Consider the following 22,067-nt stretch of genomic DNA (forward strand, 5'->3'; position numbering starts at 1 on the left):
ACAACTTTGCTGGCCACACAGGAAATTGACGCGCGTAGATCTAACGAGAACCCGAGCAACGCCGGGTTCCCTCTTCTCCCACCCCACACACCGGAGTTCCTGACCATGCGCTCCTCGCATCCCCGTTCCGCCGCCGTCGCGGCCCTCGTCGCCTCCGCGCTGGCCACCGGCCTGCTCGCGGGCTCCGCCGACGCGGCCGAAGGCGCCGTGTCCGCCGATCCGATACGCATCCACGACATCCAGGGCACCACCCGGATATCCCCGCTCGTCGGCAAGCAGGTCGCCGACGTGGAGGGCATCGTGACGGGCGTTCGTACGTACGGTTCGCGCGGCTTCTGGATGCAGGACCCCGACGCCGACGACAACGACGCCACCAGCGAAGGTGTGTTCGTCTTCACCAACTCGGTCCCGACCGTCGCCGTCGGCGACGCGGTCAAGGTCTCCGGCCTCGTCGGCGAGTACGTCCCCGGCGGCGCGGCCTCCGGCAACCAGTCGGTCACCCAGATCTCGAAGCCGGCCGTGACCGTCGTCTCCTCCGGCAACGCGCTGCCCGAGGCCACCGCGATCAACGAGTACACGGTTCCCGCCGAGTACGCCCCGGCAGGCGACCCGGCCGCCGCGGGCAGCATCAACGGCCTGACCCTGGAGCCCTCGCGCTACGCGCTGGACTACTACGAGGCCCTTGAGGGCATGAACGTCCGCATCGGCACCTCCCGCGTCGTCGGCGCCACCGACCCGTACGCGGAGCTGTGGGTCACGGTGAAGGGCTGGGAGAACACCGCCAAGCGCGGCGGCACGATCTACGGCTCGTACGAGTCCCAGAACACCGGCCGCCTCCAGATCCAGCAGCTCGCGCCGCTCGCGCAGCAGCCGTTCCCGGTGGCCAACGTCGGCGACAAGCTGACCGGCGCCACCGAGGGCCCGCTGGACTTCAACCAGTTCGGCGGCTACACCCTGGTGGCCCGCACCCTCGGCACGGTCAAGGCGGGCACCCTCGCCCCCGAGAAGACCAAGGCGCAGGCGGCCAACGAGCTCGCGGTGGCCACGTACAACGTGGAGAACCTCGACCCGACCGACCCGCAGGAGAAGTTCGACAACCTGGCCAAGGCCGTCGTCGAGAACCTCGCCTCCCCCGACGTCGTCGCCCTGGAGGAGATCCAGGACGACAACGGCGCCAAGAACGACGGCACCGTCTCGGCCGAGCAGACCCTGACGAAGTTCACGGCGGCGATCACGGCCGCGGGCGGCCCCGCCTACCAGTGGCGGACCGTCAACCCGGAGAACAACAAGGACGGCGGCGAGCCCGGCGGCAACATCCGCCAGGTGTTCCTGTTCAACCCGGCGCGGGTCTCCTTCACCGAGCGCGCCCCGGGCGACGCGGCGACGGCGACCGGTGTCGTCAAGGAGCAGGGCAAGGCCGCCCTGACCCACTCCCCCGGCCGGATCGACCCGGCGAACCCGGCGTGGGCGGACAGCCGCAAGCCGCTCGCCGGCGAGTTCGTCTTCCGCGGCAAGACCGTCTTCGTCATCGCCAACCACTTCGGCTCCAAGGGCGGCGACGAGGGCCTGACCTCGGTCCACCAGCCGCCGGTGCGCTCCTCCGAGACCAAGCGGCTGCTCCAGGCGCAGGCCGTGAACGGCTTCGTCAAGGAGCTCCTGGCGGCCGACAAGAACGCGAACGTCATCGCGCTCGGCGACATCAACGACTTCGAGTTCTCGGCGACGGCGAACGCGCTGGCCGACGGCGGGGCGCTGTACCCGGCGATCAAGTCGCTGCCGAAGGCGGAGCGGTACTCGTACGTCTACCAGGGCAACGCGCAGGTGCTGGACCAGATCCTGACCAGCCCGGCGATCAAGACGTTCACGTACGACAGCGTGCACATCAACGCCGAGTTCTCGGCTCAGAACAGCGACCACGACCCGCAGGTGCTGCGCTTCCGCCCGTAACCGGTGCGGATCTGAACGGCAGGGGGGCCGGACGCCGTCCCGTCCGGCCCCGCTGCGCGATGTCGGGACTTTCGGCCCTGGCGTGACGCTCGACACATCCACCCCAAACCGGGTGGTTCTGGTGTTGAGTATCTGCCACGCCCGATCATGTACCGCCGCACCCCACGGAGGACAAGGTGTTCCCCTCCCTCTCCCCCGCCCAGGAAATCGGCCTGGCCGTCCTGCTCGTGGCCACCCTCGTCTGGGTACTCGGTCGCGGCCACGTGCCGCGGGACGGCCGCTTCCACCGCGCGGAGCCCGCAGCCCCCTTCGACGGTCTCTCGGCCATCCCGGCGCAGCGCGGCACGGCGGCGCACCCGATGGAGTCGGTGCAGCTCACGGAGGCGGAGGAGCAGGCCTTCGCGGGCCTCATCCGCTCCCTCCCCCGGAACTGAACCCCGCAGACCCGCACAGCGGCGCGGCCGCCCTCTCGGGGCCGCGCCTCCTGGAGCGCACGACGCCCTCCCACCCCGGCCGGGGTGGGAGGGCGTCGCCGCGTCAACGGGCCCGTACGGGTCAGTTGTGGCTGTGGAGGACCTCGTTCAGGCCGCCCCAGACCGCGTTGTTCGGGCGGGCCTCGACGGCGCCGGTGACCGAGTTGCGGCGGAAGAGGATGTTGCTGGCGCCGGAGAGCTCCAGGGCCTTGACGATCTGGCCGTCCGGCAGGGTGACGCGGGTGCCCGCGGTCACGTAGAGGCCGGCCTCGACGATGCACTCGTCGCCCAGGGCGATGCCGACGCCCGCCTCGGCGCCGACCAGGGTGCGCTCGCCGATCGAGATGATCTGCTTGCCGCCGCCCGACAGGGTGCCCATGGTGGACGCGCCGCCGCCGATGTCGGAGCCGTCGCCGACGACGACGCCCGCGGAGATGCGGCCCTCGACCATGGAGGTGCCGAGGGTGCCGGCGTTGAAGTTGACGAAGCCCTCGTGCATGACGGTGGTGCCCTCGGCGAGGTGCGCGCCGAGGCGGACGCGGTCCGCGTCGGCGATGCGGATGCCCTTGGGGGCGACGTAGTCCGTCATCCGCGGGAACTTGTCGATGGAGGTGACCTGGAGGTGCAGGCCCTCGGCGCGGGCGTTCAGGCGGACGGTCTCGACCTGGTCGACCGCGACCGGGCCCAGGGAGGTCCAGGCGACGTTGGTCAGCAGGCCGAAGACGCCGTCCAGGTTCTGGCCGTGCGGCTTGACCAGGCGGTGGCTGAGCAGGTGCAGGCGCAGGTACGCGTCGTGCGCGTCCAGCGGCTTGTCCTCCAGGGAGGAGATCACCGTACGGACGGCCACGACCTCGACGCCGCGGACCGCGTCCTGGCGGAGCGCCTTCGCCGCGGCGGCCCCCAGCAGTTCCACGGCCTGCTCGGCGGTGAGGCGCTCGGAGCCGGCCGGGCCGGGCTCGGAGACCAGCTCGGGGGCGGGGAACCAGGTGTCGAGGACGGTGCCGTCGGGGGTGATGGTGGCCAGTCCGGCGGCGACGGCGCCGGTGGTACGCGTAGCAGTCATGCCTGAAACCTAACCGGCGACGGGCTGCGGTCGCGAACCGGTCTCATGTGCCGGTCGTGCCGCGTGTCGGCCCTGCCGCGACGACACCCACAGCACCGCCGCGCCGGCCCCCGCGGCCAGCACCGCGCACACCGGCCACAGCAGCCCGGGCGCCGCCGAGTACAGCGCTCCGCCGAGCGGCGCGCCGAGCACCACGCCGCTGACCGAGACGCCGGCGTACAGGCTCTGGAACCGCCCGATGGCGTGCTCGGGGGCCTGGTCGGCGACGTACGCGGTGGCGGTGGTCTTGTAGAGGATCTCGCCGAGGCTGAGCAGCACCATCATGGCGACGGCGGCGGCCACGCCGATCCCGGCGAGCAGCGCCGCGTACCCGGCCCCGACGAACAGCAGTCCGACGCCGACGACGCGCAGCGGCGGGCGGTTGCGCAGGGCGACGGCGGCGGGCAGTTCCAGGACCAGGATGACGGCGCCGTTGAGGGCGAGGATCAGGCCGTAGGCGCGGGTGTCGAGGCCGTGGTCGCCGAGGAAGACGGGGAAGGTCGAGTACTGCTGCCGGTAGACGACGTCGACGACGAGGACCGCGCCGAGGAGGACGAGGACGGCGGGGCGGGCCCGCAGTTCGCGCCAGACGCCGCCGCGGTCGCGCCCCTCGTCCGGGGCGGCGGCGCACCGGGCCGCGCCGCGGGCCGGGACGACGCGGGCGGTCCACAGGGCGAACAGGAGGGTACCGAGGCCGTCGCCGACGAAGAGCCAGTCGTAGGAGAGGCCGGTGGCGATCAGGCCGCCGAGCGGCGGGCCGAGGGTGAAGCCGCCGTTGGCGACGCAGCGGACGACGGCGAAGGCCTGCCGCCGGGCGCCCTCCGGGACGATCACCGCCACCAGGGCGGAGTTGGCGGAGCGGACGACTCCGAGGGTGTACTGGGCGAGCGGCAGGGCGAGGTAGAGCGCGGTGGTGGGCAGCAGCGGGAGCAGGGTGAGGGCGGCGCCGCCGAGGACGGAGGCGGCGAGCAGCACGCGGCGGTGGCCGTAGCGGTCGCCGTACCAGCCGCCGGTGAAGTTCCCGGCGACCACGCCGATGCCGCCGATGCCGGTGACCAGGCCCGCCTCGGTGACGCCGAGGCCGCGGGGGCCGGTCAGGTACACGAAGACGAAGACGAAGGTGAAGCTGGCGACGGCGTTGACGAACACGCCGGCCGACAGCAGCCAGACCGCTCTCGGTACGTCCTTGAACCCTTGCAACACGCCCGGTCCCCCCGCGCCTTGGCCAGTCAGTTCCTTTTGGGAACGAACTCTGTCAGCATGGCGGTCGAAGGTCAACGACCAATGAGCGGAGCACTCATGGCCCAGCGGACGCAGCTCGGCGACGCGGACTGCGCCATCGCCCAGGCCCTCGACGTGGTGGGCGACTGGTGGACGCTGCTGATCGTGCGCGACGCCGCGCGGGGACTGCGCCGCTTCGAGGAGTTCCAGCGCGAGCTGGGCATGTCTCGGAAGGTGCTCACCGAGCGGCTGCGGCTGCTGGTCGAGGCGGGAGTGCTGACGCGGGAGCCGTACCAGGACCGTCCGGTACGGCACGAGTACCGGCTGACCCCGCGCGGGCGGGGGCTGCTGCCGGTACTGGTGGCCCTCCAGGACTGGGGGGACGGCTGGGTGCTGGGAGAGGGAGAGATGACCGCAACGACGGACGAGGCCTCGCGGGAGGCGGTACGGGTGCACGCGCTGCGGGGTACCCGGGTGCCGGAGCTGCTGCTTCCGGACCGGTTCGGGGAGCCGCGCGACCCGGTCGCGGACACGGGGTTCACGGTGCTGTACTGCTTCCCCGGCGCATACGCACGGGCGGACGCGTATCCGCCCGGGTGGGCGGGGATCCCGGGCGCGAAGGGGTGCACGCTGGAGTCGTGCACGTACCGGGACCAGCTGGCGGAGTTCACGGCGGCGGGGGCGACGGTGCACGGGGTCTCCACGCAGCGGCCCGACGAACAGCGGGCGTTCGCGGAGGCGGAGGGGCTCCGCTTCCCGCTGCTGTCGGACGCGGAGCTGGCCCTGACGGCGGCCCTGCGGCTGCCGACGTTCCGGGCGGCGGGGGTGAGCCGCCTCAAGCGGCTGACGCTGGTGCTGGACCGGGACCGGGTCGTGCGCGAGGTGATCTACCCGATCCGGGACATCGAGGCCAGCGTCACCACGGCCCTCGCAGCCGTCCGCGCCGCCCGGCCGGTCTAGCCGGATCCGGTCAGGGCCGCGGCGCCCGCGGCGCCGGGCGATGCGGGCCGGGCGCCACCACGACGACAGGACCCGGGGGCCGGGCCGAAGGCGCCGCGCGGGCCCGGGTCAGTCCTGCCGCAGGACCCGGGCGAGGACCTCGCGGGCGTACGGCTCGTCGTAGGGGGTGTCCGTCAGGAGGACCTGGAGGCAGATGCCGTCCATGACCGCCACCAGGGCCCGGGCCGTCACGGGGTCCGTCCACGGCGCGAGGGCGGTCGCCACCGCCTCGTACCACTCCGCCGCCACCGGCCGCAGCGCCGGCCGCCGCAGCGCGGCGAGGTAGAGCTCGTACTCCAGCTCCACCCGTCCCCGGTCCGCGGCCAGCAGGCGGCCCAGCAGCCGGGCCAGGGAGCCCGCCACATCACCGGCGGGGGCGGGGGTGGCGGGCAGCGTCACCGTGAACGCCTGGTTCGCCTGTCGCAGCGCGGCCACCAGCAGCTCGTCCAGGGTCTTGAAGTGGTACGTCGTCGAGCCCAGCGGGACGTCCGCCTCCGCCGCCACGCTCCGGTGGCTCAGCCCCGCGATGCCCTTCGCGCCGACCACCCGGATCGCCGCGTCGATGATCCGCTGCCGCCGCTCCGGGTCGTACCGGCGCCCACCGGCGGCCGGCCCTGCACCCGAACCCGCGCCCGCACTCGAACCCGCACCCGCGCCCGCGCCCGCGCCCGCGCCCGCGCCCGCCATCAGTGCGCGCCCCCGAGGTTCAGCAGGACCACCCCGGCGACGACCAGCACCAGCCCCGCGATCTTGGCCGCCGTGGCCGCCTCCCCCATGAAGAGCATGCCGATCGCGGCGATGGCGGCGGTCCCGACCCCCGCCCATATGGCGTACGCGGTACCGACCGACATGGTCTTCAGCGTCTGCGCGAGCAGCGTGAAGGCGATGAGGTAACCGGCCACCGTCACCAGCGACGGCCACAGCTTCGAGAAGCCGTCGCTGTACTTCATGGCGGTGGTACCGGCGACCTCGGCGGCGATGGCCGCGGCGAGCAGTACATAAGGAGGCATGCGTACAAGTGTACACATCGTTGCGTACGGGCGTACACAACAATCGGCGTCAGCCGATCGTGAACCAGGCCGAGCGGGCCTTCTTCCACTCCGCGTGCGCGAGGTCCTTCGCCTCGGTGCCGTCCCCGTACAGGTCCGCCGAGCCGCTGTCCGTGATCAGCTGCACCCGCGCGCCCGCGGCCGTCAGGTCCGGCACGTCCACGATGGCCTCCCAGCCGCCCGGGTCGGTCGTCGGCAGGTCCGCCCGCTTGACCGGGGCGTGCCCGGCGACCCCGTCCCACGCGTACAGCGCGTACGGGTCGCTGTTGTCGTCCGCGGCCCAGGATCCGGCGAGGATCAGGTACTGCCCGGCCGCGTTCTTGCGCAGGTCGCGGATCGCGAGCCCGCCGAGGTCCAGCTCGATGCCCGCCCCGAAGGTGGCCTTGGCCCCGCTGGAGAGCACCTTGTCGAAGTTGGTCACCGGCACGATCAGCGCCTTGCCGCCCGCCACCGCCGGCGCGAGCGGGGCCCGGAAGCCCAGGTAGGCCGTGGTCGTCGAGCCGGGCGCGAACTCCAGCCCCTCCACGTTGAACCCGTCGATCTGCTTCGGCGCCTCGCCGTCCGCCGTTCCCGCCGCGAAGCCGTAACGGTCGCCGTTCGCCCTGTCCCAGGCGACCAGGTCGTCGCGGAGCTTCTTGTACGAGCGCCCGTACCCGAGCTGCGTCGCCGGCCCCGATCCGCTCACCGTCGTGGTGAACACCGTGTTCCGGGGGGCCTTGTACTCGCCGTCCTTGTTGTTGCCGAGCGAGCCCGTCCAGTAGATGGTGTCGCCGATCCGGGTCCCGCCCTCGATGTCGACCTCCTTGGTGACCCCGAGCTGCGAGCTGAAGTCCCAGGTCTTCACCGGCGCGCCCGAGCCCGACCGGTCGTACAGCCGCAGCACGTTGGACTCGTCGTCCGCGACGACCGCGTACCCGCCGCCCACGTCCACGGCGGCCGACGCGTCCGCGGACCCGGTGAGGTAGCGCGCGTCGGCCGGGTTGCGTACGGCGCCGGACGCCGCGTACGACAGCGTCTTGGTGGCGGTCTTGCCGCCGAGCCCGGTCACCTTGACGGTGAGGTTCGTGTAGCCGCGCCCGCGCGCCGTGACGGCCAGCCGGCGCACCGCCCCGGTCCCGGTGACGCTCACGTCCCCGGTCCCGGCGACCGAGGCCTTGCTGGACGCGGACGCGCTGACGGTCAGCGCCGAGACGTCGGCCCCGCTCTGGGCCACGGTCACGTCCACCGTGGGGTCCCCGACCGCGCCCACGGCGCCGGAGAGGTACCCGGCCGACAGCGCGATGGTCGGCGTCCCGTAACCCGCCGCGTGCGCGGGCAGGTTCAGTCCGGCGAGCACGAGTCCCGCGATCGCGGCGATCCCCAGCTGCTTCTTCACGATGTCCTCCACGAATCGACCCGGCCCGAGCGGCCGTCGAGAAGATTCGGCCACCGTGGCCAACTCCCGGTGCACGCCGCCCGTCCACCGGGCGAACAGCAGGAAGGGCCCCCGGCACGATGCCGGGGGCCCTTCCTGGAGCGGGGTGACTCAGACGTTGAAGCCGAGCGCGCGCAGCTGCTCACGGCCGTCGTCCGTGATCTTGTCCGGGCCCCACGGGGGCATCCAGACCCAGTTGATGCGAAGTTCGTTGACGATGCCGTCCGTCGCCGACTTCGCCTGGTCCTCGATGACGTCCGTCAGCGGGCAGGCCGCCGAGGTCAGCGTCATGTCGAGGGTGGCGATGTTCGCGTCGTCGACGTGGATGCCGTAGATCAGGCCCAGGTTGACGACGTCGATGCCCAGCTCGGGGTCGACCACGTCGTAGAGGGCCTCGCGGACCTCCTCCTCGGTGGCCGGCTTGATGGACGCCTCGGGCGTCGCGTTGTCGGTCATGCCGTCTTCCTCTCCGCGCCGCCCAGCACCTGGGCGGTCGCGTCCTTCCACGCCATCCAACTCAGCAGAGCACACTTCACGCGCGCCGGATACTTGGAGACGCCGGCGAACGCGATCGCGTCCTCCAGCACCTCCTCCATCTCCTCGTCCGGCTCGACCTTGCCCTTGGACTGCATCAGCTCCAGGAACACGGCCTGGATCTTCTGCGCCTCGGCCAGCTCCTTGCCGACGAGCAGCTCGTTCAGCACGGACGCGCTGGCCTGGCTGATGGAGCAGCCCTGGCCCTCGTACGAGACGTCGGTGAGCGTCTCGCCGTCGTACTTCACGCGCAGCGTGATCTCATCGCCGCAGGTCGGGTTGACGTGGTGCACCTCGGCGTCGCCGTCGCGCAGGCCACGCCCGTGGGGGTGCTTGTAGTGGTCCAGGATCAGTTCCTGGTACATCGAATCCAGCTTCACAGCGTCCTCGTAGTCCTCGTCGCCCTCGTCAGCCGAAGAAGTTCCGTACGTGCTCCAGCCCGTCGATCAGTGCGTCGACCTCGGCCGGAGAGGAGTACAGGTAGAAAGACGCCCGCGTGGTCGCGGGAATTCCGTACCGCAGGCAGACCGGGCGCGCGCAGTGGTGTCCCACGCGGACCGCGATGCCCTGCTCGTCCAGGACCTGGCCGACGTCGTGCGGGTGGATGTCACCGAGCGTGAACGAGATCGCGGCACCGCGGTCCTCGGCCGTGGTCGGGCCGATGATCCGCAGGTCCGGCACCTCCAGGAGGCGCCCCACCGCGTACTCGGTGATCGCGTGCTCGTGCGCGGCGATCTTGTCCATGCCGATCGAGGTGAGGTAGTCCACGGCCGCGCCGAGGCCGACGGCCTGGGCGATCGGGGGCGTACCGGCCTCGAACTTGTGCGGCGCCGGGGCATAGGTCGAGGAGTGCATCGAGACGGTTTCGATCATCTCGCCGCCGCCCAGGAAGGGCGGCAGGTCCTCAAGCAGCTCCTGGCGGCCCCACAGGACGCCGATGCCGGTCGGGCCGCACATCTTGTGACCGGTGAAGGCCACGAAGTCGGCGCCGAGCGCCTGGACGTCCAGGGGCATGTGCGGAGCGGCCTGCGAGGCGTCGATCAGCACCAGCGCGCCGACCTCCTGCGCCCGCCGGACGATCGCGTCCACGGGGTTGACCGTGCCCATGATGTTGGAGACCAGCGTGAAGGAGACGATCTTCGTCTTCTCCGTGATGACCTCTTCGATGTTGGACAGGTCGAGCCGGCCGTCGTCGGTGAGGCCGAACCACTTCAGCTTCGCGCCGGTGCGCTGCGAGAGCAGCTGCCACGGCACGATGTTGGAGTGGTGCTCCATCTCCGTGATGGCGATCTCGGTCTCGTGGTCGACCCGGTAGGGCTCGTCCGCCCAGCCGAGCATGTTCGCGACCAGGTTGAGCGACTCCGAGGCGTTCTTGGTGAAGATCACCTCGTCGCGGCTCGGCGCGTTGATGAAGGCGGCGACCTTGTCGCGGGAGCCCTCGTACAGCGCCGTGGCCTCCTCCGCGAGCACGTGGACGCCACGGTGCACGTTGGCGTTGTGCCGCTCGTAGTACTCGTTCAGCGCGTCGAGCACCTGGCGCGGCTTCTGAGAGGTCGCCGCGTTGTCCAGGTAAACGATCTTCTTCCCGTCGTGGACCACACGATCCAGAAGGGGGAAGTCCTTGCGGATCGCCTCGATGTCGAGGAGGCCAGGCAGCTGTGTCACGCGGTCGCGCCACCCTTCACGTACTTGTCGTAACCCTCGGCCTCCAGCTGGTCGGCGAGCTCGGCGCCACCGGACTCGGCGATGCGGCCGTTCGCGAACACGTGCACGAAGTCGGGCTTGATGTAGCGCAGGATGCGCGTGTAGTGGGTGATCAGCAGGGTGCCGACCTCACCGCTCTCGCGGACGCGGTTGACGCCCTCGGAGACGATGCGCAGGGCGTCGACGTCCAGACCGGAGTCCGTCTCGTCGAGGATCGCGATCTTCGGCTTGAGGAGCTCCAGCTGGAGGATCTCGTGACGCTTCTTCTCGCCGCCGGAGAAGCCCTCGTTGACGTTGCGCTCGGCGAAGGCCGGGTCCATGTGGAGCTGCTCCATGGCGGCCTTGACCTCCTTCACCCAGGTGCGCAGCTTCGGCGCCTCGCCGCGGATGGCGGTGGCCGAGGTGCGCAGGAAGTTGGAGACCGAGACGCCGGGGACCTCGACCGGGTACTGCATGGCGAGGAAGACGCCGGCGCGGGCGCGCTCGTCGACGGACATCTCCAGGACGTCCTCGCCGTCGAGGGTCACGGTGCCACCGGTGATGGTGTACTTCGGGTGACCGGCGAGGGAGTACGCCAGGGTGGACTTGCCGGAGCCGTTCGGACCCATGATGGCGTGCGTCTCACCCTGCTTGACGGTGAGGTCGACGCCCTTGAGGATCTCGCGGGCGCCGGTCGCCGAGTCACCAGTCTCGACGGAGACGTGCAGGTCGTGGATTTCAAGCGTTGCCATGGATACCTCAGGACTCCTGGGTGAGGGAGACGAGCACGTCGTCCCCTTCGATCTTTACGGGGTAAACGGGTACGGGGCGCGTCGCGGGCAGGCCCGAGGGCTTGCCGGTGCGCAGGTCGAAGGCCGACCCGTGCAGCCAGCACTCGATCATGCAGTCCTCGACCTCGCCCTCCGAGAGCGAGACGTTCGCGTGCGAGCAGATGTCGTTGATCGCGAACACCTCCCCCTCGGTGGAGACGATGGACACCGGCGTGCCGTCGAGCTCCACCCGCTTGGGTGTGCCCTCCTCCAGCTCGCTCAGCGCACAGGCCTTGACGTAGGTCATCAGACGGACGCCTGCAGCTCGGTTTCGATCTTCGCGAGCAGCCGCTCCTCGATGTCCGCGACACCGATCTGCTGCACGAGCTCGGCGAAGAAGCCGCGCACGACGAGGCGGCGGGCCTCTTCGGCCGGGATGCCGCGGGCCTGGAGGTAGAAGAGCTGCTCGTCGTCGAAGCGGCCGGTGGCGGAGGCGTGGCCGGCGCCGACGATCTCGCCGGTCTCGATCTCCAGGTTCGGCACCGAGTCGACCCGCGCGCCGTCCGTGAGGACGAGGTTGCGGTTCATCTCGTAGGTGTCGGTGCCCTCGGCGCTCTTCTCGATGAGCACGTCACCGATCCAGACCGCGTGGGCGCCCTCGCCCTGGAGCGCGCCCTTGTAGACCACGTTCGACGTGCAGTGCGGGGCGTCGTGCGTGACGAGGAGGCGGTGCTCCTGGTGCTGGCCGGCGTCCGTGAAGTACAGGCCGAAGAGCTCGGCCGCGCCGCCGGGGCCCGCGTAGCTGATCCGCGGGTGCAGGCGGACGACGTCGCCGCCGAAGGTGACGACGACCGACTTGAACGAGGCGTCCCGGCCGACCAGCGTGTTGTGCTGGGAGCAGTGGACGGCGGTGGCGTCCCAGTCCTGCACGGACACGACGGTGAGCTTGGCGCCGTCGCCGACGAGGAACTCCACGTTGGCGGCGCGGACGCCGTCACCGGTGTGGTCGATGACGATGACGGCCTCGGCGAAGGCCTGCACGTCGAAGACGGTGTGGCCGAAGGTCGTGCCTCCCTCGCCGTGCAGCGAGACGCGCACCGGCTCGGTCAGGACGGCTTCCTTGGGCACGGTGACGACCGTGGCCTTGGTGAAGGACGTGAACGCCTGGGCGGCGACGCGGTCCACCGGGGTGCCGGCCTTGCCGATGCGGGCGTCGTCGCGCTCGACGGACTCGATCGTGACGCCCTCGGGCGCGTCGATCTGGGCCTTCATGCTGCCGTCGGCGACCGCGGTGCCGTCGTGCAGACCGCGCAGGCGGGCGAGCGGGGTGAACCGCCACTCCTCCTCGCGGCCGTGCGGAACGGGGAAGTCCGCCACGTCGAAGGACGGCGGCGCGCTCATCCGGGTGGCGACGGTGGACTCTGCGGCCACCGCGATCGAGCCGGCGGTGGTCGAACCCACCGGAATGTTCTGAGCCTCAGCCATGGCTGTCGTGTTGCTCGCTCTCTTAAAAAGAACTGCCTGCGTCAAAGAATGTTGCGAAGTCCGGACGGCCGGTCGGGACTATCCGACCGAGCCTTCCATCTGCAGCTCGATCAGCCGGTTCAGCTCCAGGGCGTACTCCATGGGCAGCTCGCGCGCGATGGGCTCGACGAACCCGCGCACGATCATGGCCATGGCCTCGAACTCGGTCATGCCGCGGCTCATCAGGTAGAAGAGCTGGTCGTCCGAGACCTTGGAGACGGTCGCCTCGTGGCCCATGGACACGTCGTCCTCGCGGACGTCCACGTAGGGGTACGTGTCCGAGCGGGAGATGGTGTCGACCAGGAGCGCGTCACACAGCACGTTGGACTTGGAGCCGTGCGCGCCCTCGCCGATCTCGACCAGGCCTCGGTACGAGGTGCGGCCGCCGCCTCGCGCCACCGACTTGGAGACGATGTTCGAGGAGGTGTTCGGCGCCATGTGGACCATCTTGGAGCCGGCGTCCTGGTGCTGGCCCTCGCCCGCGAAGGCGATGGACAGGGTCTCGCCCTTGGCGTGCTCGCCCATCAGGTAGACGGCCGGGTACTTCATGGTGACCTTGGAACCGATGTTGCCGTCGACCCACTCCATGGTCGCGCCCTCGTACGCCACGGCGCGCTTGGTGACCAGGTTGTAGACGTTGTTCGACCAGTTCTGGATCGTCGTGTAGCGGCAGCGGCCGCCCTTCTTCACGATGATCTCGACCACGGCGCTGTGCAGCGAGTCCGAGGAGTAGATCGGGGCGGTGCAGCCCTCGACGTAGTGGACGTACGCGTCCTCGTCGACGATGATCAGCGTCCGCTCGAACTGGCCCATGTTCTCCGTGTTGATGCGGAAGTAGGCCTGGAGCGGGATGTCGACCTTGACGCCCTTGGGGACGTAGATGAACGAGCCGCCCGACCACACGGCGGTGTTCAGCGACGCGAACTTGTTGTCGCCGACCGGGATGACCGTGCCGAAGTACTCCTGGAAGAGCTCCGGGTGCTCCTTCAGCGCGGTGTCCGTGTCGAGGAAGATGACGCCCTGCTCCTCCAGGTCCTCGCGGATCTGGTGGTAGACGACCTCGGACTCGTACTGGGCCGCGACACCGGCGACGAGGCGCTGCTTCTCCGCCTCGGGGATGCCGAGCTTGTCGTACGTGTTCTTGATGTCCTCGGGCAGGTCCTCCCAGGAAGCGGCCTGCTTCTCGGTGGAGCGCACGAAGTACTTGATGTTGTCGAAGTCGATGCCGGAGAGGTCGGAGCCCCAGGTCGGCATGGGCTTCTTGTCGAAGAGCTTCAGGCCCTTGAGGCGGAGCTTCAGCATCCACTCGGGCTCGTTCTTCTTCGCCGAGATGTCCCGGACTACGTCCTCCGACAGGCCACGCTTCGCAGCGGCGCCGGCCGCGTCGGAGTCGGCCCAGCCGTATTCGTAGGTGCCCAGGCCATCGAGCTCAGGGTGAGCAGTCTCCGTGGTCATGCGGGGTTCCTCCCGGCCGTACTTGCAGATGCTGATGTGTCGGTCTGTGTGGCGCCCGCGCCTCGCGGAATGAACGTCGTGCACACTCCGTCGCCGTGGGCGATGGTGGCGAGGCGCTGCACATGCGTCCCGAGCAGGCGGGAGAAGACCTCGGTCTCCGCCTCGCAGAGCTGCGGGAACTGCTCGGCGACGTGTGCGACCGGGCAGTGGTGCTGGCAGAGCTGTTCTCCGCTGTGCGGACCGGGAGCGCTCTTCGCCGTAGCAGCGTACCCGTCCGCGGTCAATGCCTTGGCCAGGGCCTCGGTGCGTTCCGCCGGGGGCGCCGCTTCGAGGCTCTCCCGGTAGGTCTCGGCCTGCGCGTCCATCCGCGCCCTGGCGAACGCGGCCACCGCGGCCTCGCCCCGCTCCCCGCCGCCGGCGCTCTGCGCGATCCAGCGCATGGCGTCCGCGGCGAGCGAATCGTAGGACTGGTCGAACGCGTCGCGGCCGCAGTCGGTCAGCGCGAAGACCTTGGCGGGCCGACCCCGGGTGCGCGCGCCGTAGACGCGCTGCTCACGGGCTTCGACCACGTCGTCGGCGACGAGCGTGTCGAGGTGGCGGCGGACCGCGGCCTGGGTGAGGCCGAGACGCGCCGCGAGGTCGGCGACGGTGGACGGCCCGTGGTCCAGGATGGAGCGCGCCACCCGGTTGCGGGTGGACCGCTCCCCGGTAGCGAGTTCCCCCTGGGGGGTCTCGATCAGCCGTTCGCCGTATTTCACAACGCCATTGTTGCGTAATTAGTCGAGCCCCGACAAGCCGTGACCGACGCCACTCCTGGTGGCATCCATCACTAAGGGTTACCTAATTTATCCACGCAGAGTTAAACGGCGGCCAACATTCCGCCCTTGCCCCGGCCCTCGAAATACTCCGCGAAATGCCTCCCACCAGCAATCCCCCCGGCCGCCGGGGGCCTGACCGGCATGAACATCACCTTCTGAAAATGTCACGGAAACCGACCGGATCCACAGGACCACACGGTGGAAAAGAGGCTCGGCACCCGGGATCCAGGCCCCCTTCCGGCTCTCCGTAGACTCACCCGCATGAGCAACGACCCCGCCGTGGAGATCCGCGGACTGGTGAAGCGGTACGGCCCCAAAACCGCGGTGGACGGCCTGGACCTCACCGTCCGCACCGCATCGGTCACCGCGGTCCTCGGCCCCAACGGCGCGGGCAAGACCACCACCGTCGAAACGTGCGAGGGCTACCACCGCCCCGATGCCGGCACCGTCCGCGTCCTCGGCCTCGACCCCGTCGCCGAGGCCGACGCCCTGCGCCCGCGGATCGGCGTGATGCTCCAGTCCGGCGGGGTCTACTCCGGCGCCCGCGCCGTCGAGATGCTCCGCCACATGGCCAAGCTGTACGCCAACCCGCTCGACGTGGACACCCTGGTGGAACGCCTCGGACTCGGCAGCTGCGGCCGCACCGTCTACCGCAGGCTCTCCGGCGGACAGCAGCAGCGCCTGGCCCTCGCCATGGCCGTCGTCGGCCGCCCCGAGCTGGTCTTCCTGGACGAGCCGACCGCCGGCCTCGACCCGCAGGCCCGCCGCGGCACCTGGGAGCTCGTACGGGAACTGCGCGCCGACGGGGTGTCCGTCGTCCTGACCACCCACCACATGGACGAGGCCGAGCAGCTCGCCGACGAGGTCGCGATCATCGACACCGGCCGCGTCATCGCCCACGGCACCCCCGAGCAGCTCTGCCGGGGCGGCGCCGAGAACACCCTGCGCTTCACCGGCCGCCCCTCGCTCGACCTCGCCTCGCTGCTGAAGGCCCTGCCCGACGGCACCGAGGCCGCCGAGCTCACCGCCGGCGTCTACCGGGTCACCGGCGACGTGCACCCGCAGCTGCTGGCCACCGTCGCCTCCTGGTGCGCGCAGCACGGGGTGATGCCGGACAGCCTCGCGGTGGAACGGCACACCCTCGAAGACGTCTTCCTCGAACTCACCGGTAAGGAGCTGCGCGCATGAGCGCCGGTGCGTTCACCCCCGCCGCGGGGGCCGCGCCCGTGTCCCGCATGATCCTCGCGCAGACGGCCCTGGAAACCCGGATGCTGCTGCGCAACGGGGAACAGCTGCTGCTCACCGTGATCATCCCGGCGCTGCTGCTGGTGCTGTTCTCCACCGTCGACATCATCACCGTGCCCGTGCGCGAGGGGAGCGCCGCGCAGGAGCCCGTGGACTTCCTCGCCCCCGGCGTCCTCGCCCTCGCCGTGATGTCCACCGCCTTCACCGGCCAGGCCATCGCCACCGGCTTCGACCGGCGCTACGGGGTGCTCAAGCGGCTCGGCGCCTCCCCGCTGCCGCGCTGGGCGCTGATGTCCGCCAAGACCCTGTCGGTGCTGGTCACCGAGGTGCTCCAGATCGCGCTGCTGACGGTGATCGCCCTGGCGCTGGGCTGGTCCCCGCAGGGGAACCCGCTGTCGGTCGCCCTGCTGATCCTGCTCGGGACCGCCGCCTTCTCCGGGCTCGGGCTGCTGATGGCGGGCACCCTCAAGGCCGAGGCCACCCTGGCCGCCGCCAACCTGGTCTTCCTGCTGCTGCTGGTGGGCGGCGGGGTGATCGTGCCGCTGGACAAGTTCCCCGCGGCGGTGCAGTCCGTCCTGGGGCTGCTGCCCATCTCGGCGCTGTCCGACGGGCTGCGCGAGGTGCTCCAGCAGGGGGCCTCGCTGCCGTGGGGCGACGTGGCCGTGCTGGCCGTCTGGGCCGTGCTCGGCCTGGGCGCCGCGGCGCGGTTCTTCCGCTGGGAGTGAATCCCTTCCGCTGGGGTCCGCCTTCCCGCGACTATGGACGCCTCCACCTCTGAGGTGGACGACCACGAAGCCGGGGGGCGGGTATGGCGCAGCGGGAAGCCGTTCTACGGCTGGACGGACAGTGGGCCCACATCCGCTCGGGGGCCTCGCACACCGAACCCGGCGAGCGCGACCGGCTGCTCGGAGAGCTGATCACCGCCCTGCGGGCGCTGCCCGAGGACCCCGAGTGCGTGGCGCGGCTGGGGCTGCGGCTCGCCGACCGGGCCGCGCTGCGCTTCGCCGCCGGGGACCGCGGCGGCGCCCTCGCCACGATCGAGGAGGCGCTGCGCAGCTCCGAGCGCGCGGCCCCGTACTCCCCGGAGTTCGCCCGCTGGTACGCGCGGGGCCTGATCAACCAGGGCGTCTGGCTGGCCTGGCCGCTCAGCGACGCGGACCGGCTGCCCCGGCACCCGCTGGGCCGGGCCGCCGAGGAGGGGCCGAGCGCCATGGAGCGGGCGGCCGGCGAGCGCGCCCTGGACGTGACCCGCGCGGCCGTGGCCCTCTGGCAGTCCCTGGACCAGCACGACCCGGTCAACCGGCGGGGCCTCGCGCAGGCCAAGGTCTTCCTCGGGGACCGGCTGGCGGAGCTGGGCTTCGCGACCGACGCGGTGGCCTGGGCGGTGGACGCGGAGGCCGACTTCCGCTCGCTGCTGCTCACGCACCCCGGCTCCGAGGAGTCCCCGGAGGCGGAGGACGCCCTCGACCACATCGGGCGGCAGCTGGAGCTGCGGCTGCGCTACCTCGACTTCGACGCGCTGGTCAGGCTGCGCTCCGAGGGGCTGCTGCCCGAGCGGCTGCTGCCGCAGGCCGTGGTGGCCGCCCGGATCCGCGGGGTGCCCGAGCCGGAGATCGCCGGGCGGCTGCGCCTGGGCGCCGACCAGGTGGCCACGATGCTGGAGGTCACCTCCTGGCTCGCGGTGTGGCGGGTCGACGTACGGGGTCCCGACGGGACGTGGAACGCGCTGGAGCACCCCTGGCACAGCGCGGCGGAAGTGCGGGGCGGCTCGGCGCAGGAGGTGGCGGGCGAACTGCTGCGGGGGTTCGCGGCCTCCCCGGACCACCCCGGCGAGGGCGGCCACTGGCGGCTCGGCATCTGGTGGCAGCAGGAGGGCGACCCGGCGGGCGCCGTGTTCCGGCGCGTCATCGGCCCCGACACCGACCCCGGAGGCGGCCCCGGAACCGGCCGCGACGCTCCCGCGCCGACCCCCTCGTGAAACTTTGCACAAGGCGCCGATTACGATGGGCGCCGTGTTGAACCCCCTCGCATACATCGCCAGCCGCTGGACCCCGTCACCCCGGATCGTCCAGCGGGCCGCGTTCGCCGCGCTCCTGATGAGCGTGGCCATCGTCGTCACCGGCGGCGCGGTGCGGCTGACCGGATCCGGTCTCGGCTGCGACACCTGGCCCAAGTGCACCGACGACAGCCTGATCGTGACCCAGGAGCAGGGCTTCCACGGGGCCGTCGAGTTCACCAACCGGATGCTGACGTACGTACTGTGCGCGGCCGTCGGCTGGGGCATCGTCGCGGCCCGCTCGGCCAAGCCCTGGCGCCGTTCGCTGACCCGCCTCGGCTGGACCCAGTTCTTCCTCGTGATGGGCAACGCCGTCCTCGGCGGCATCACCGTCCTGACGGGGCTCAACCCGTACAGCGTGGCCGGGCACTTCCTGCTCGCCACCTCGCTGATCGCCGTCACCACCATCACCTGGCAGCGCACCCGCGAGGGCGACGACGCCCCCCGGCCGCGCGTGCCCGGTCCGGTGCGCAGGCTCTCCTGGGCGCTGATCGTCACCACCGTGATCCTGATCGCGGCGGGCACGGTGGTCACCGGTTCCGGTCCGCACGCCGGCGACCGCAGCGAGATCAAGCGGATGCCGTTCGACTGGTCGGCCACCGCCCACGTGCACGCCGTCTCCGCCTGGCTGGTGTGCGCGCTCGCCGTGGCGATGTGGCTGGTGCTGCGCGTGGTGGACGCCCCGGTCGACACCCGGGCGCGCGCCCGTGACCTGCTGATCGTCCTGCTCGCCCAGGGCGCCATCGGCTACGTCCAGTACTTCACCCACGTGCCCGAGGCGCTGGTCGCGGCCCACATGCTCGGCTCCTGCCTGGTGTGGATCGCCGTCCTGCGGGTCGCGCTCAGCCTGCGCGAGCGGACCGCGGACCCGCTGGCGGCCCCCGCCCCGGCGCTCGACGACGCGAAGCTCTCCACGGTCTGACCGGCGCGGACGGCGCGGAGGCGGGCGGGCCCGCGAGGGGCCGGCCCGCTCAGCCGCGTTCGTCCAGCCGGTAGACCCGGCGGGCGTTGTCCGCCGCGAGCATCGCCGCCACCCGTTCGGCGTCCCGCCAGGACCAGGCCCCGTCGCCGACCCAGCCGCCCAGCACCCGGTCCAGCGCCTCCCGGAACACCAGGGCGCCGACCGCGTGCAGTTCCGGCAGCCGCCGCCCGCCGCTGGAGAACAGCAGCTTCCCGAAGGGCGCGAGCTCCAGCAGCTCGGCCAGCACCCCCGCCGCCCGCGCCCCGGTGTGCGCGAGGGCCACGCCCAGATCGGCGTACACGTGCGGGAAGCCGGCCGCGAGCCGCGCGCTCTGGCGGTGGTACGGGTGGCCGCCGAGCAGCACCAGCCGCGTCCCGAGGCCCTCGGTGGCCCGTACGAACTCCGTCAGCCGCACCGGACCGCCCGGCTCCGGCCGCGCCTCCGGCCCCGGCCGCCCCGCGCCGGTGTGCAGCTGGAGCGGCAGCCCCGAAGCCACCGCGCTCCACAGCAGGTGCCTCAGGAGTACCGGGTCCCGTACCGCCCCGCCCTTGACCCGCCCGGCCAGCCACCGCCCGGCGGCCCCGCGCACCTCGCCGGGACCGGGCGGTTGGGGCGCGAGGGCTGCGGAGTACCCCGCGTCGGCGCCACAGGTGAAGGCGACGGCCCCTGCCGCGGCGTGGTGGACGGCCCCGGAGAGGTTGGCCAGGAACGCGCCGACCGTCCCGGAGGTGTCCGCGACCTGCTCGGCCAGCAACTCCAGCCGCACGAGTTCATGCGCCTCGGCGTTCCCGGCGCGGGCGAGTTCCTCGGGCTCCGTGATGTCCCCCGGCTCCCCGGTGTCGACCAGGAAGGTGCCGATCCCGGAGCCGCGCAGCAGCCGCCGCCCGGATTCGACCACGCCGAGCTCGCGCCGCCGGGCCAGATAGCGGGCGGGCGGGCAGTGGGGCTCCAGCCCCAGCAGCGGCGGGCACCAGCGGCGCACGGCGAAACCGGTCTGGGTGTCGAAGAAGGTGGTCCCGGCGGCGGGCGGCCCGGCCGAGGGGATCAGCTGGGCCTCGAAGGTGCCGAGTCCCAGCTCCGTGCGGAGCACTCCGTGGCAGTACTGGTCCACCAGGGACGGCGTTTCGATCATCCGGGCATCCCGTTGCGGACGTGAGGAAGGGGCTTCCACACGTCCTAACGAGAAAGCGGGGTGTGAGGTGTTGCTCGTGCTGTTGACCGAGGATCAGGCGGCCCGGTTCGCGGGCCCGCCCAGCTGGATGCCCGCCATCCGGGTCCACTCGTACGGGCCGGTCTCCACCTTCGCGGCGAACTCGCCGTCGAACTCCTCGTGGAGGGTCAGCCCGGCCTTCTCGGCGGCCAGGCGGGCGGTCTCGTACGCCGGGGCGACCAGGTCGCCCCAGGCGCCGTCCGTCCCGACGAGCACGATGCGGGTGCCGGCCTGGCCGATGTGCGCGAGGTGGCCCTCGGCGCCGCCGTGCTCCTTGGCGAACGCGCCGATCTGCTTGGCCAGCCTCGCGGCCTTGCGGTCCTGCTTCTTCGCCGCGGCGCCTGCGGTGCCCTCGGTGCCTGCGGTGTCTGCCGTGGTGTCTGCCATGTACGGCATGCTACCGGCGAGTAATCAGCGGAGGAAGGGATCCACGGCGACGGCGACGAAGAGGAGCGACACATAGGTGATCGACCAGTGGAACAGCCGCATCTCCTTGAGCTTCGCGCCCGTCACCCCGGACTTGGCCCGCGCGTTCAGCGCGTGCGCCTCCCACAGCCACCAGCCGCCCGACACCAGCGCGACCGCCGTGTAGAACCAGCCGGTGTACCCCAGCGGGGTCAGCAGCAGCGAGACCGCCACCATCACCCAGCTGTAGACGACGATCTGACGCGCCACGGCCCGGTTGCCGGCCACCACGGGCAGCATCGGCACGCCGACGCGCGCGTAGTCGTCCTTCACCTTCATCGAGAGCGGCCAGTAGTGCGGCGGCGTCCAGAAGAAGATGACGAGGAAGAGGATGACGGCGGCCCAGGAGACCTCGTTCTTCACCGACGACCAGCCGATGAGCACCGGCATGCAGCCCGCGATGCCGCCCCAGACGATGTTCTGGGTGGTGCGCCGCTTCAGGAGCATCGTGTAGACCACGACGTAGAAGAGGAGCGCGCCGAGCGACAGGGCGGCCGACAGCCAGTTGACGAGCAGACCGAAGAACAGCGTGGAGACCACACCGAGGGTGATGCCGAAGACCAGGCACTCCCGGGGGCTCACCATGCCGGTCACCAGCGGCCGCTGCGCGGTCCGGTCCATCAGCGCGTCGATGTCGCGGTCGATGTACATGTTCAGCGCGTTGGCGCCGCCCGCGGACAGATAGCCGCCGAAGCAGGTCACCAGGACCAGCCACAGCGACGGCACGCCCTGCTCGGCGAGGAACATCACCGGCACTGTGGTGATCAGCAGAAGTTCAATGATCCGCGGCTTGGTCAAAGCCACGAAAGCCATGACCCGGGCCCCGAACGGCCGGTGACCGGGGCTCGTCCCGAGTACCCCCGCTGGACGGGATTCGACGGCCGTCACGCACACCCCTGAGAGAGAATCCAGCAAGCTCCGACACGGACCCCCTCAAAAATGAAGGCCCGGTAAAGGCTTGCGCGTACCACGCCACTCTAGACGTTGCGCTTACGTCGCCCCGCGCGGGGGTCGCCTCGTGTTGGGCCGATCGGATACCGCACGTGGGGGGCGTCAGGTGAGAGGGGTAAGCCCCGTATGAGCACTGGCCACCGACCTGATGAAGCAGGGCTCGATCTCGAATAGCCGCACACCTTTGCGG

23 protein-coding genes are annotated in these 22,067 nt (G+C 71.3%); 7 read left to right on the top strand and 16 right to left on the bottom strand.

The genetic code is table 11. The annotated features are described in order from the left end of the window. Positions 1-105 precede the first annotated feature (105 nt). Positions 106-1,947 (top strand): DUF8508 domain-containing protein, encoded by a 1,842-nt coding sequence (locus IE248_RS16690; protein WP_190031078.1) that lies wholly within the window; start codon positions 106-108, stop codon positions 1,945-1,947. A gap of 176 nt (positions 1,948-2,123) precedes the next feature. After that, the gene (locus IE248_RS16695; protein ID WP_008741040.1) at positions 2,124-2,381 is read left to right on the top strand and encodes a hypothetical protein; all 258 of its coding nucleotides are present in this window, start codon (positions 2,124-2,126) and stop codon (positions 2,379-2,381) included. A gap of 121 nt (positions 2,382-2,502) precedes the next feature. Here the strand turns inward: IE248_RS16695 and dapD are convergent, their stop codons facing one another. Both dapD and IE248_RS16705 read right to left on the bottom strand, forming a co-directional pair. Continuing rightward, positions 2,503-3,483 (bottom strand): 2,3,4,5-tetrahydropyridine-2,6-dicarboxylate N-succinyltransferase, encoded by a 981-nt coding sequence (dapD, locus tag IE248_RS16700; RefSeq protein ID WP_190031079.1) that lies wholly within the window; start codon positions 3,481-3,483, stop codon positions 2,503-2,505. A 9-nt stretch (positions 3,484-3,492) separates the two neighbouring features. Next, on the bottom strand, positions 3,493-4,722 hold the full coding sequence (locus IE248_RS16705; protein ID WP_190031201.1) for an MFS transporter: 1,230 nt from the start codon (positions 4,720-4,722) through the stop codon (positions 3,493-3,495). Positions 4,723-4,821: 99 nt separating this feature from the next. On the opposite strand from IE248_RS16705, the gene IE248_RS16710 reads away from it, so the two are divergent. Further along, positions 4,822-5,703, top strand: a complete 882-nt coding sequence (locus IE248_RS16710; RefSeq protein ID WP_190031202.1) for a winged helix-turn-helix transcriptional regulator — start codon at positions 4,822-4,824, stop codon at positions 5,701-5,703. Positions 5,704-5,811: 108 nt separating this feature from the next. Here IE248_RS16710 and IE248_RS16715 read toward each other — a convergent pair whose 3' ends face one another. The 11 genes from IE248_RS16715 to IE248_RS16765 form a co-directional block, all read right to left on the bottom strand. Then, positions 5,812-6,429, bottom strand: coding sequence for a TetR/AcrR family transcriptional regulator (locus tag IE248_RS16715; protein WP_229895361.1), 618 nt, complete (start codon positions 6,427-6,429; stop codon positions 5,812-5,814). Then, positions 6,429-6,752, bottom strand: coding sequence for a DMT family transporter (locus tag IE248_RS16720; protein ID WP_037792856.1), 324 nt, complete (start codon positions 6,750-6,752; stop codon positions 6,429-6,431). Before IE248_RS16720 ends, IE248_RS16715 begins: the two co-directional genes overlap by 1 nt. Positions 6,753-6,801: 49 nt before the next feature. Beyond that, positions 6,802-8,166, bottom strand: coding sequence for a hypothetical protein (locus IE248_RS16725; protein ID WP_373301530.1), 1,365 nt, complete (start codon positions 8,164-8,166; stop codon positions 6,802-6,804). A 150-nt stretch (positions 8,167-8,316) separates the two neighbouring features. Then, complete coding sequence (locus tag IE248_RS16730) at positions 8,317-8,661, bottom strand: metal-sulfur cluster assembly factor (RefSeq protein ID WP_008741046.1); 345 nt, start codon at positions 8,659-8,661, stop codon at positions 8,317-8,319. Next, entirely contained in the window at positions 8,658-9,119 is a 462-nt protein-coding gene (sufU, locus tag IE248_RS16735) for a Fe-S cluster assembly sulfur transfer protein SufU (RefSeq protein ID WP_008741047.1), read from the bottom strand. The genes IE248_RS16730 and sufU overlap by 4 nt, the downstream gene beginning before the upstream one ends. A 28-nt stretch (positions 9,120-9,147) precedes the next feature. Then, positions 9,148-10,404: a cysteine desulfurase gene (locus IE248_RS16740; RefSeq protein WP_008741048.1), complete on the bottom strand. Its 1,257-nt coding sequence runs from the start codon at positions 10,402-10,404 to the stop codon at positions 9,148-9,150. Further along, positions 10,401-11,174: a Fe-S cluster assembly ATPase SufC gene (gene sufC / locus IE248_RS16745; RefSeq protein WP_008741049.1), complete on the bottom strand. Its 774-nt coding sequence runs from the start codon at positions 11,172-11,174 to the stop codon at positions 10,401-10,403. The genes IE248_RS16740 and sufC overlap by 4 nt, the downstream gene beginning before the upstream one ends. Positions 11,175-11,181: 7 nt before the next feature. After that, positions 11,182-11,499 (bottom strand): bifunctional 3-phenylpropionate/cinnamic acid dioxygenase ferredoxin subunit, encoded by a 318-nt coding sequence (locus tag IE248_RS16750; protein WP_037792859.1) that lies wholly within the window; start codon positions 11,497-11,499, stop codon positions 11,182-11,184. Beyond that, positions 11,499-12,677: a Fe-S cluster assembly protein SufD gene (gene sufD / locus IE248_RS16755; RefSeq protein WP_073798885.1), complete on the bottom strand. Its 1,179-nt coding sequence runs from the start codon at positions 12,675-12,677 to the stop codon at positions 11,499-11,501. The genes IE248_RS16750 and sufD overlap by 1 nt, the downstream gene beginning before the upstream one ends. Positions 12,678-12,755: 78 nt before the next feature. Beyond that, positions 12,756-14,171, bottom strand: coding sequence for a Fe-S cluster assembly protein SufB (gene sufB / locus IE248_RS16760; protein ID WP_008741052.1), 1,416 nt, complete (start codon positions 14,169-14,171; stop codon positions 12,756-12,758). Next, positions 14,168-14,929 carry a helix-turn-helix transcriptional regulator gene (locus tag IE248_RS16765; RefSeq protein ID WP_008741053.1) on the bottom strand — a complete coding sequence of 254 codons (762 nt, stop codon included), beginning with the start codon at positions 14,927-14,929 and terminating at the stop codon, positions 14,168-14,170. The genes sufB and IE248_RS16765 overlap by 4 nt, the downstream gene beginning before the upstream one ends. A 321-nt stretch (positions 14,930-15,250) precedes the next feature. Here IE248_RS16765 and IE248_RS16770 point away from each other — a divergent pair, with 321 nt between their 5' ends. From IE248_RS16770 to IE248_RS16785, 4 genes are all read left to right on the top strand, one after another. After that, entirely contained in the window at positions 15,251-16,177 is a 927-nt protein-coding gene (locus tag IE248_RS16770) for an ABC transporter ATP-binding protein (protein ID WP_037792862.1), read from the top strand. Next, positions 16,174-16,959: an ABC transporter permease gene (locus tag IE248_RS16775; protein ID WP_190031080.1), complete on the top strand. Its 786-nt coding sequence runs from the start codon at positions 16,174-16,176 to the stop codon at positions 16,957-16,959. Before IE248_RS16770 ends, IE248_RS16775 begins: the two co-directional genes overlap by 4 nt. A gap of 83 nt (positions 16,960-17,042) precedes the next feature. Continuing rightward, a complete protein-coding gene (locus IE248_RS38190) occupies positions 17,043-18,212 on the top strand; it encodes a hypothetical protein (protein ID WP_190031081.1) in 1,170 nt (389 codons plus the stop codon). Positions 18,213-18,237: 25 nt separating this feature from the next. Further along, complete coding sequence (locus tag IE248_RS16785; RefSeq protein ID WP_190031082.1) at positions 18,238-19,212, top strand: COX15/CtaA family protein; 975 nt, start codon at positions 18,238-18,240, stop codon at positions 19,210-19,212. Between the two features lie 49 nt (positions 19,213-19,261). Here the strand turns inward: IE248_RS16785 and IE248_RS16790 are convergent, their stop codons facing one another. From IE248_RS16790 to IE248_RS16800, 3 genes are all read right to left on the bottom strand, one after another. Continuing rightward, a complete protein-coding gene (locus IE248_RS16790; protein ID WP_190031083.1) occupies positions 19,262-20,383 on the bottom strand; it encodes an amidohydrolase family protein in 1,122 nt (373 codons plus the stop codon). Between the two features lie 93 nt (positions 20,384-20,476). Next, complete coding sequence (locus tag IE248_RS16795; RefSeq protein WP_037792916.1) at positions 20,477-20,848, bottom strand: hypothetical protein; 372 nt, start codon at positions 20,846-20,848, stop codon at positions 20,477-20,479. A 24-nt stretch (positions 20,849-20,872) separates the two neighbouring features. Then, positions 20,873-21,820 (bottom strand): heme o synthase, encoded by a 948-nt coding sequence (locus tag IE248_RS16800; RefSeq protein WP_008741060.1) that lies wholly within the window; start codon positions 21,818-21,820, stop codon positions 20,873-20,875. Between the last annotated feature and the right edge of the window lie 247 nt (positions 21,821-22,067).

It is taken from the genome of Streptomyces goshikiensis (assembly GCF_014650555.1).
In the GTDB taxonomy this organism is placed as follows: domain Bacteria; phylum Actinomycetota; class Actinomycetes; order Streptomycetales; family Streptomycetaceae; genus Streptomyces; species Streptomyces goshikiensis.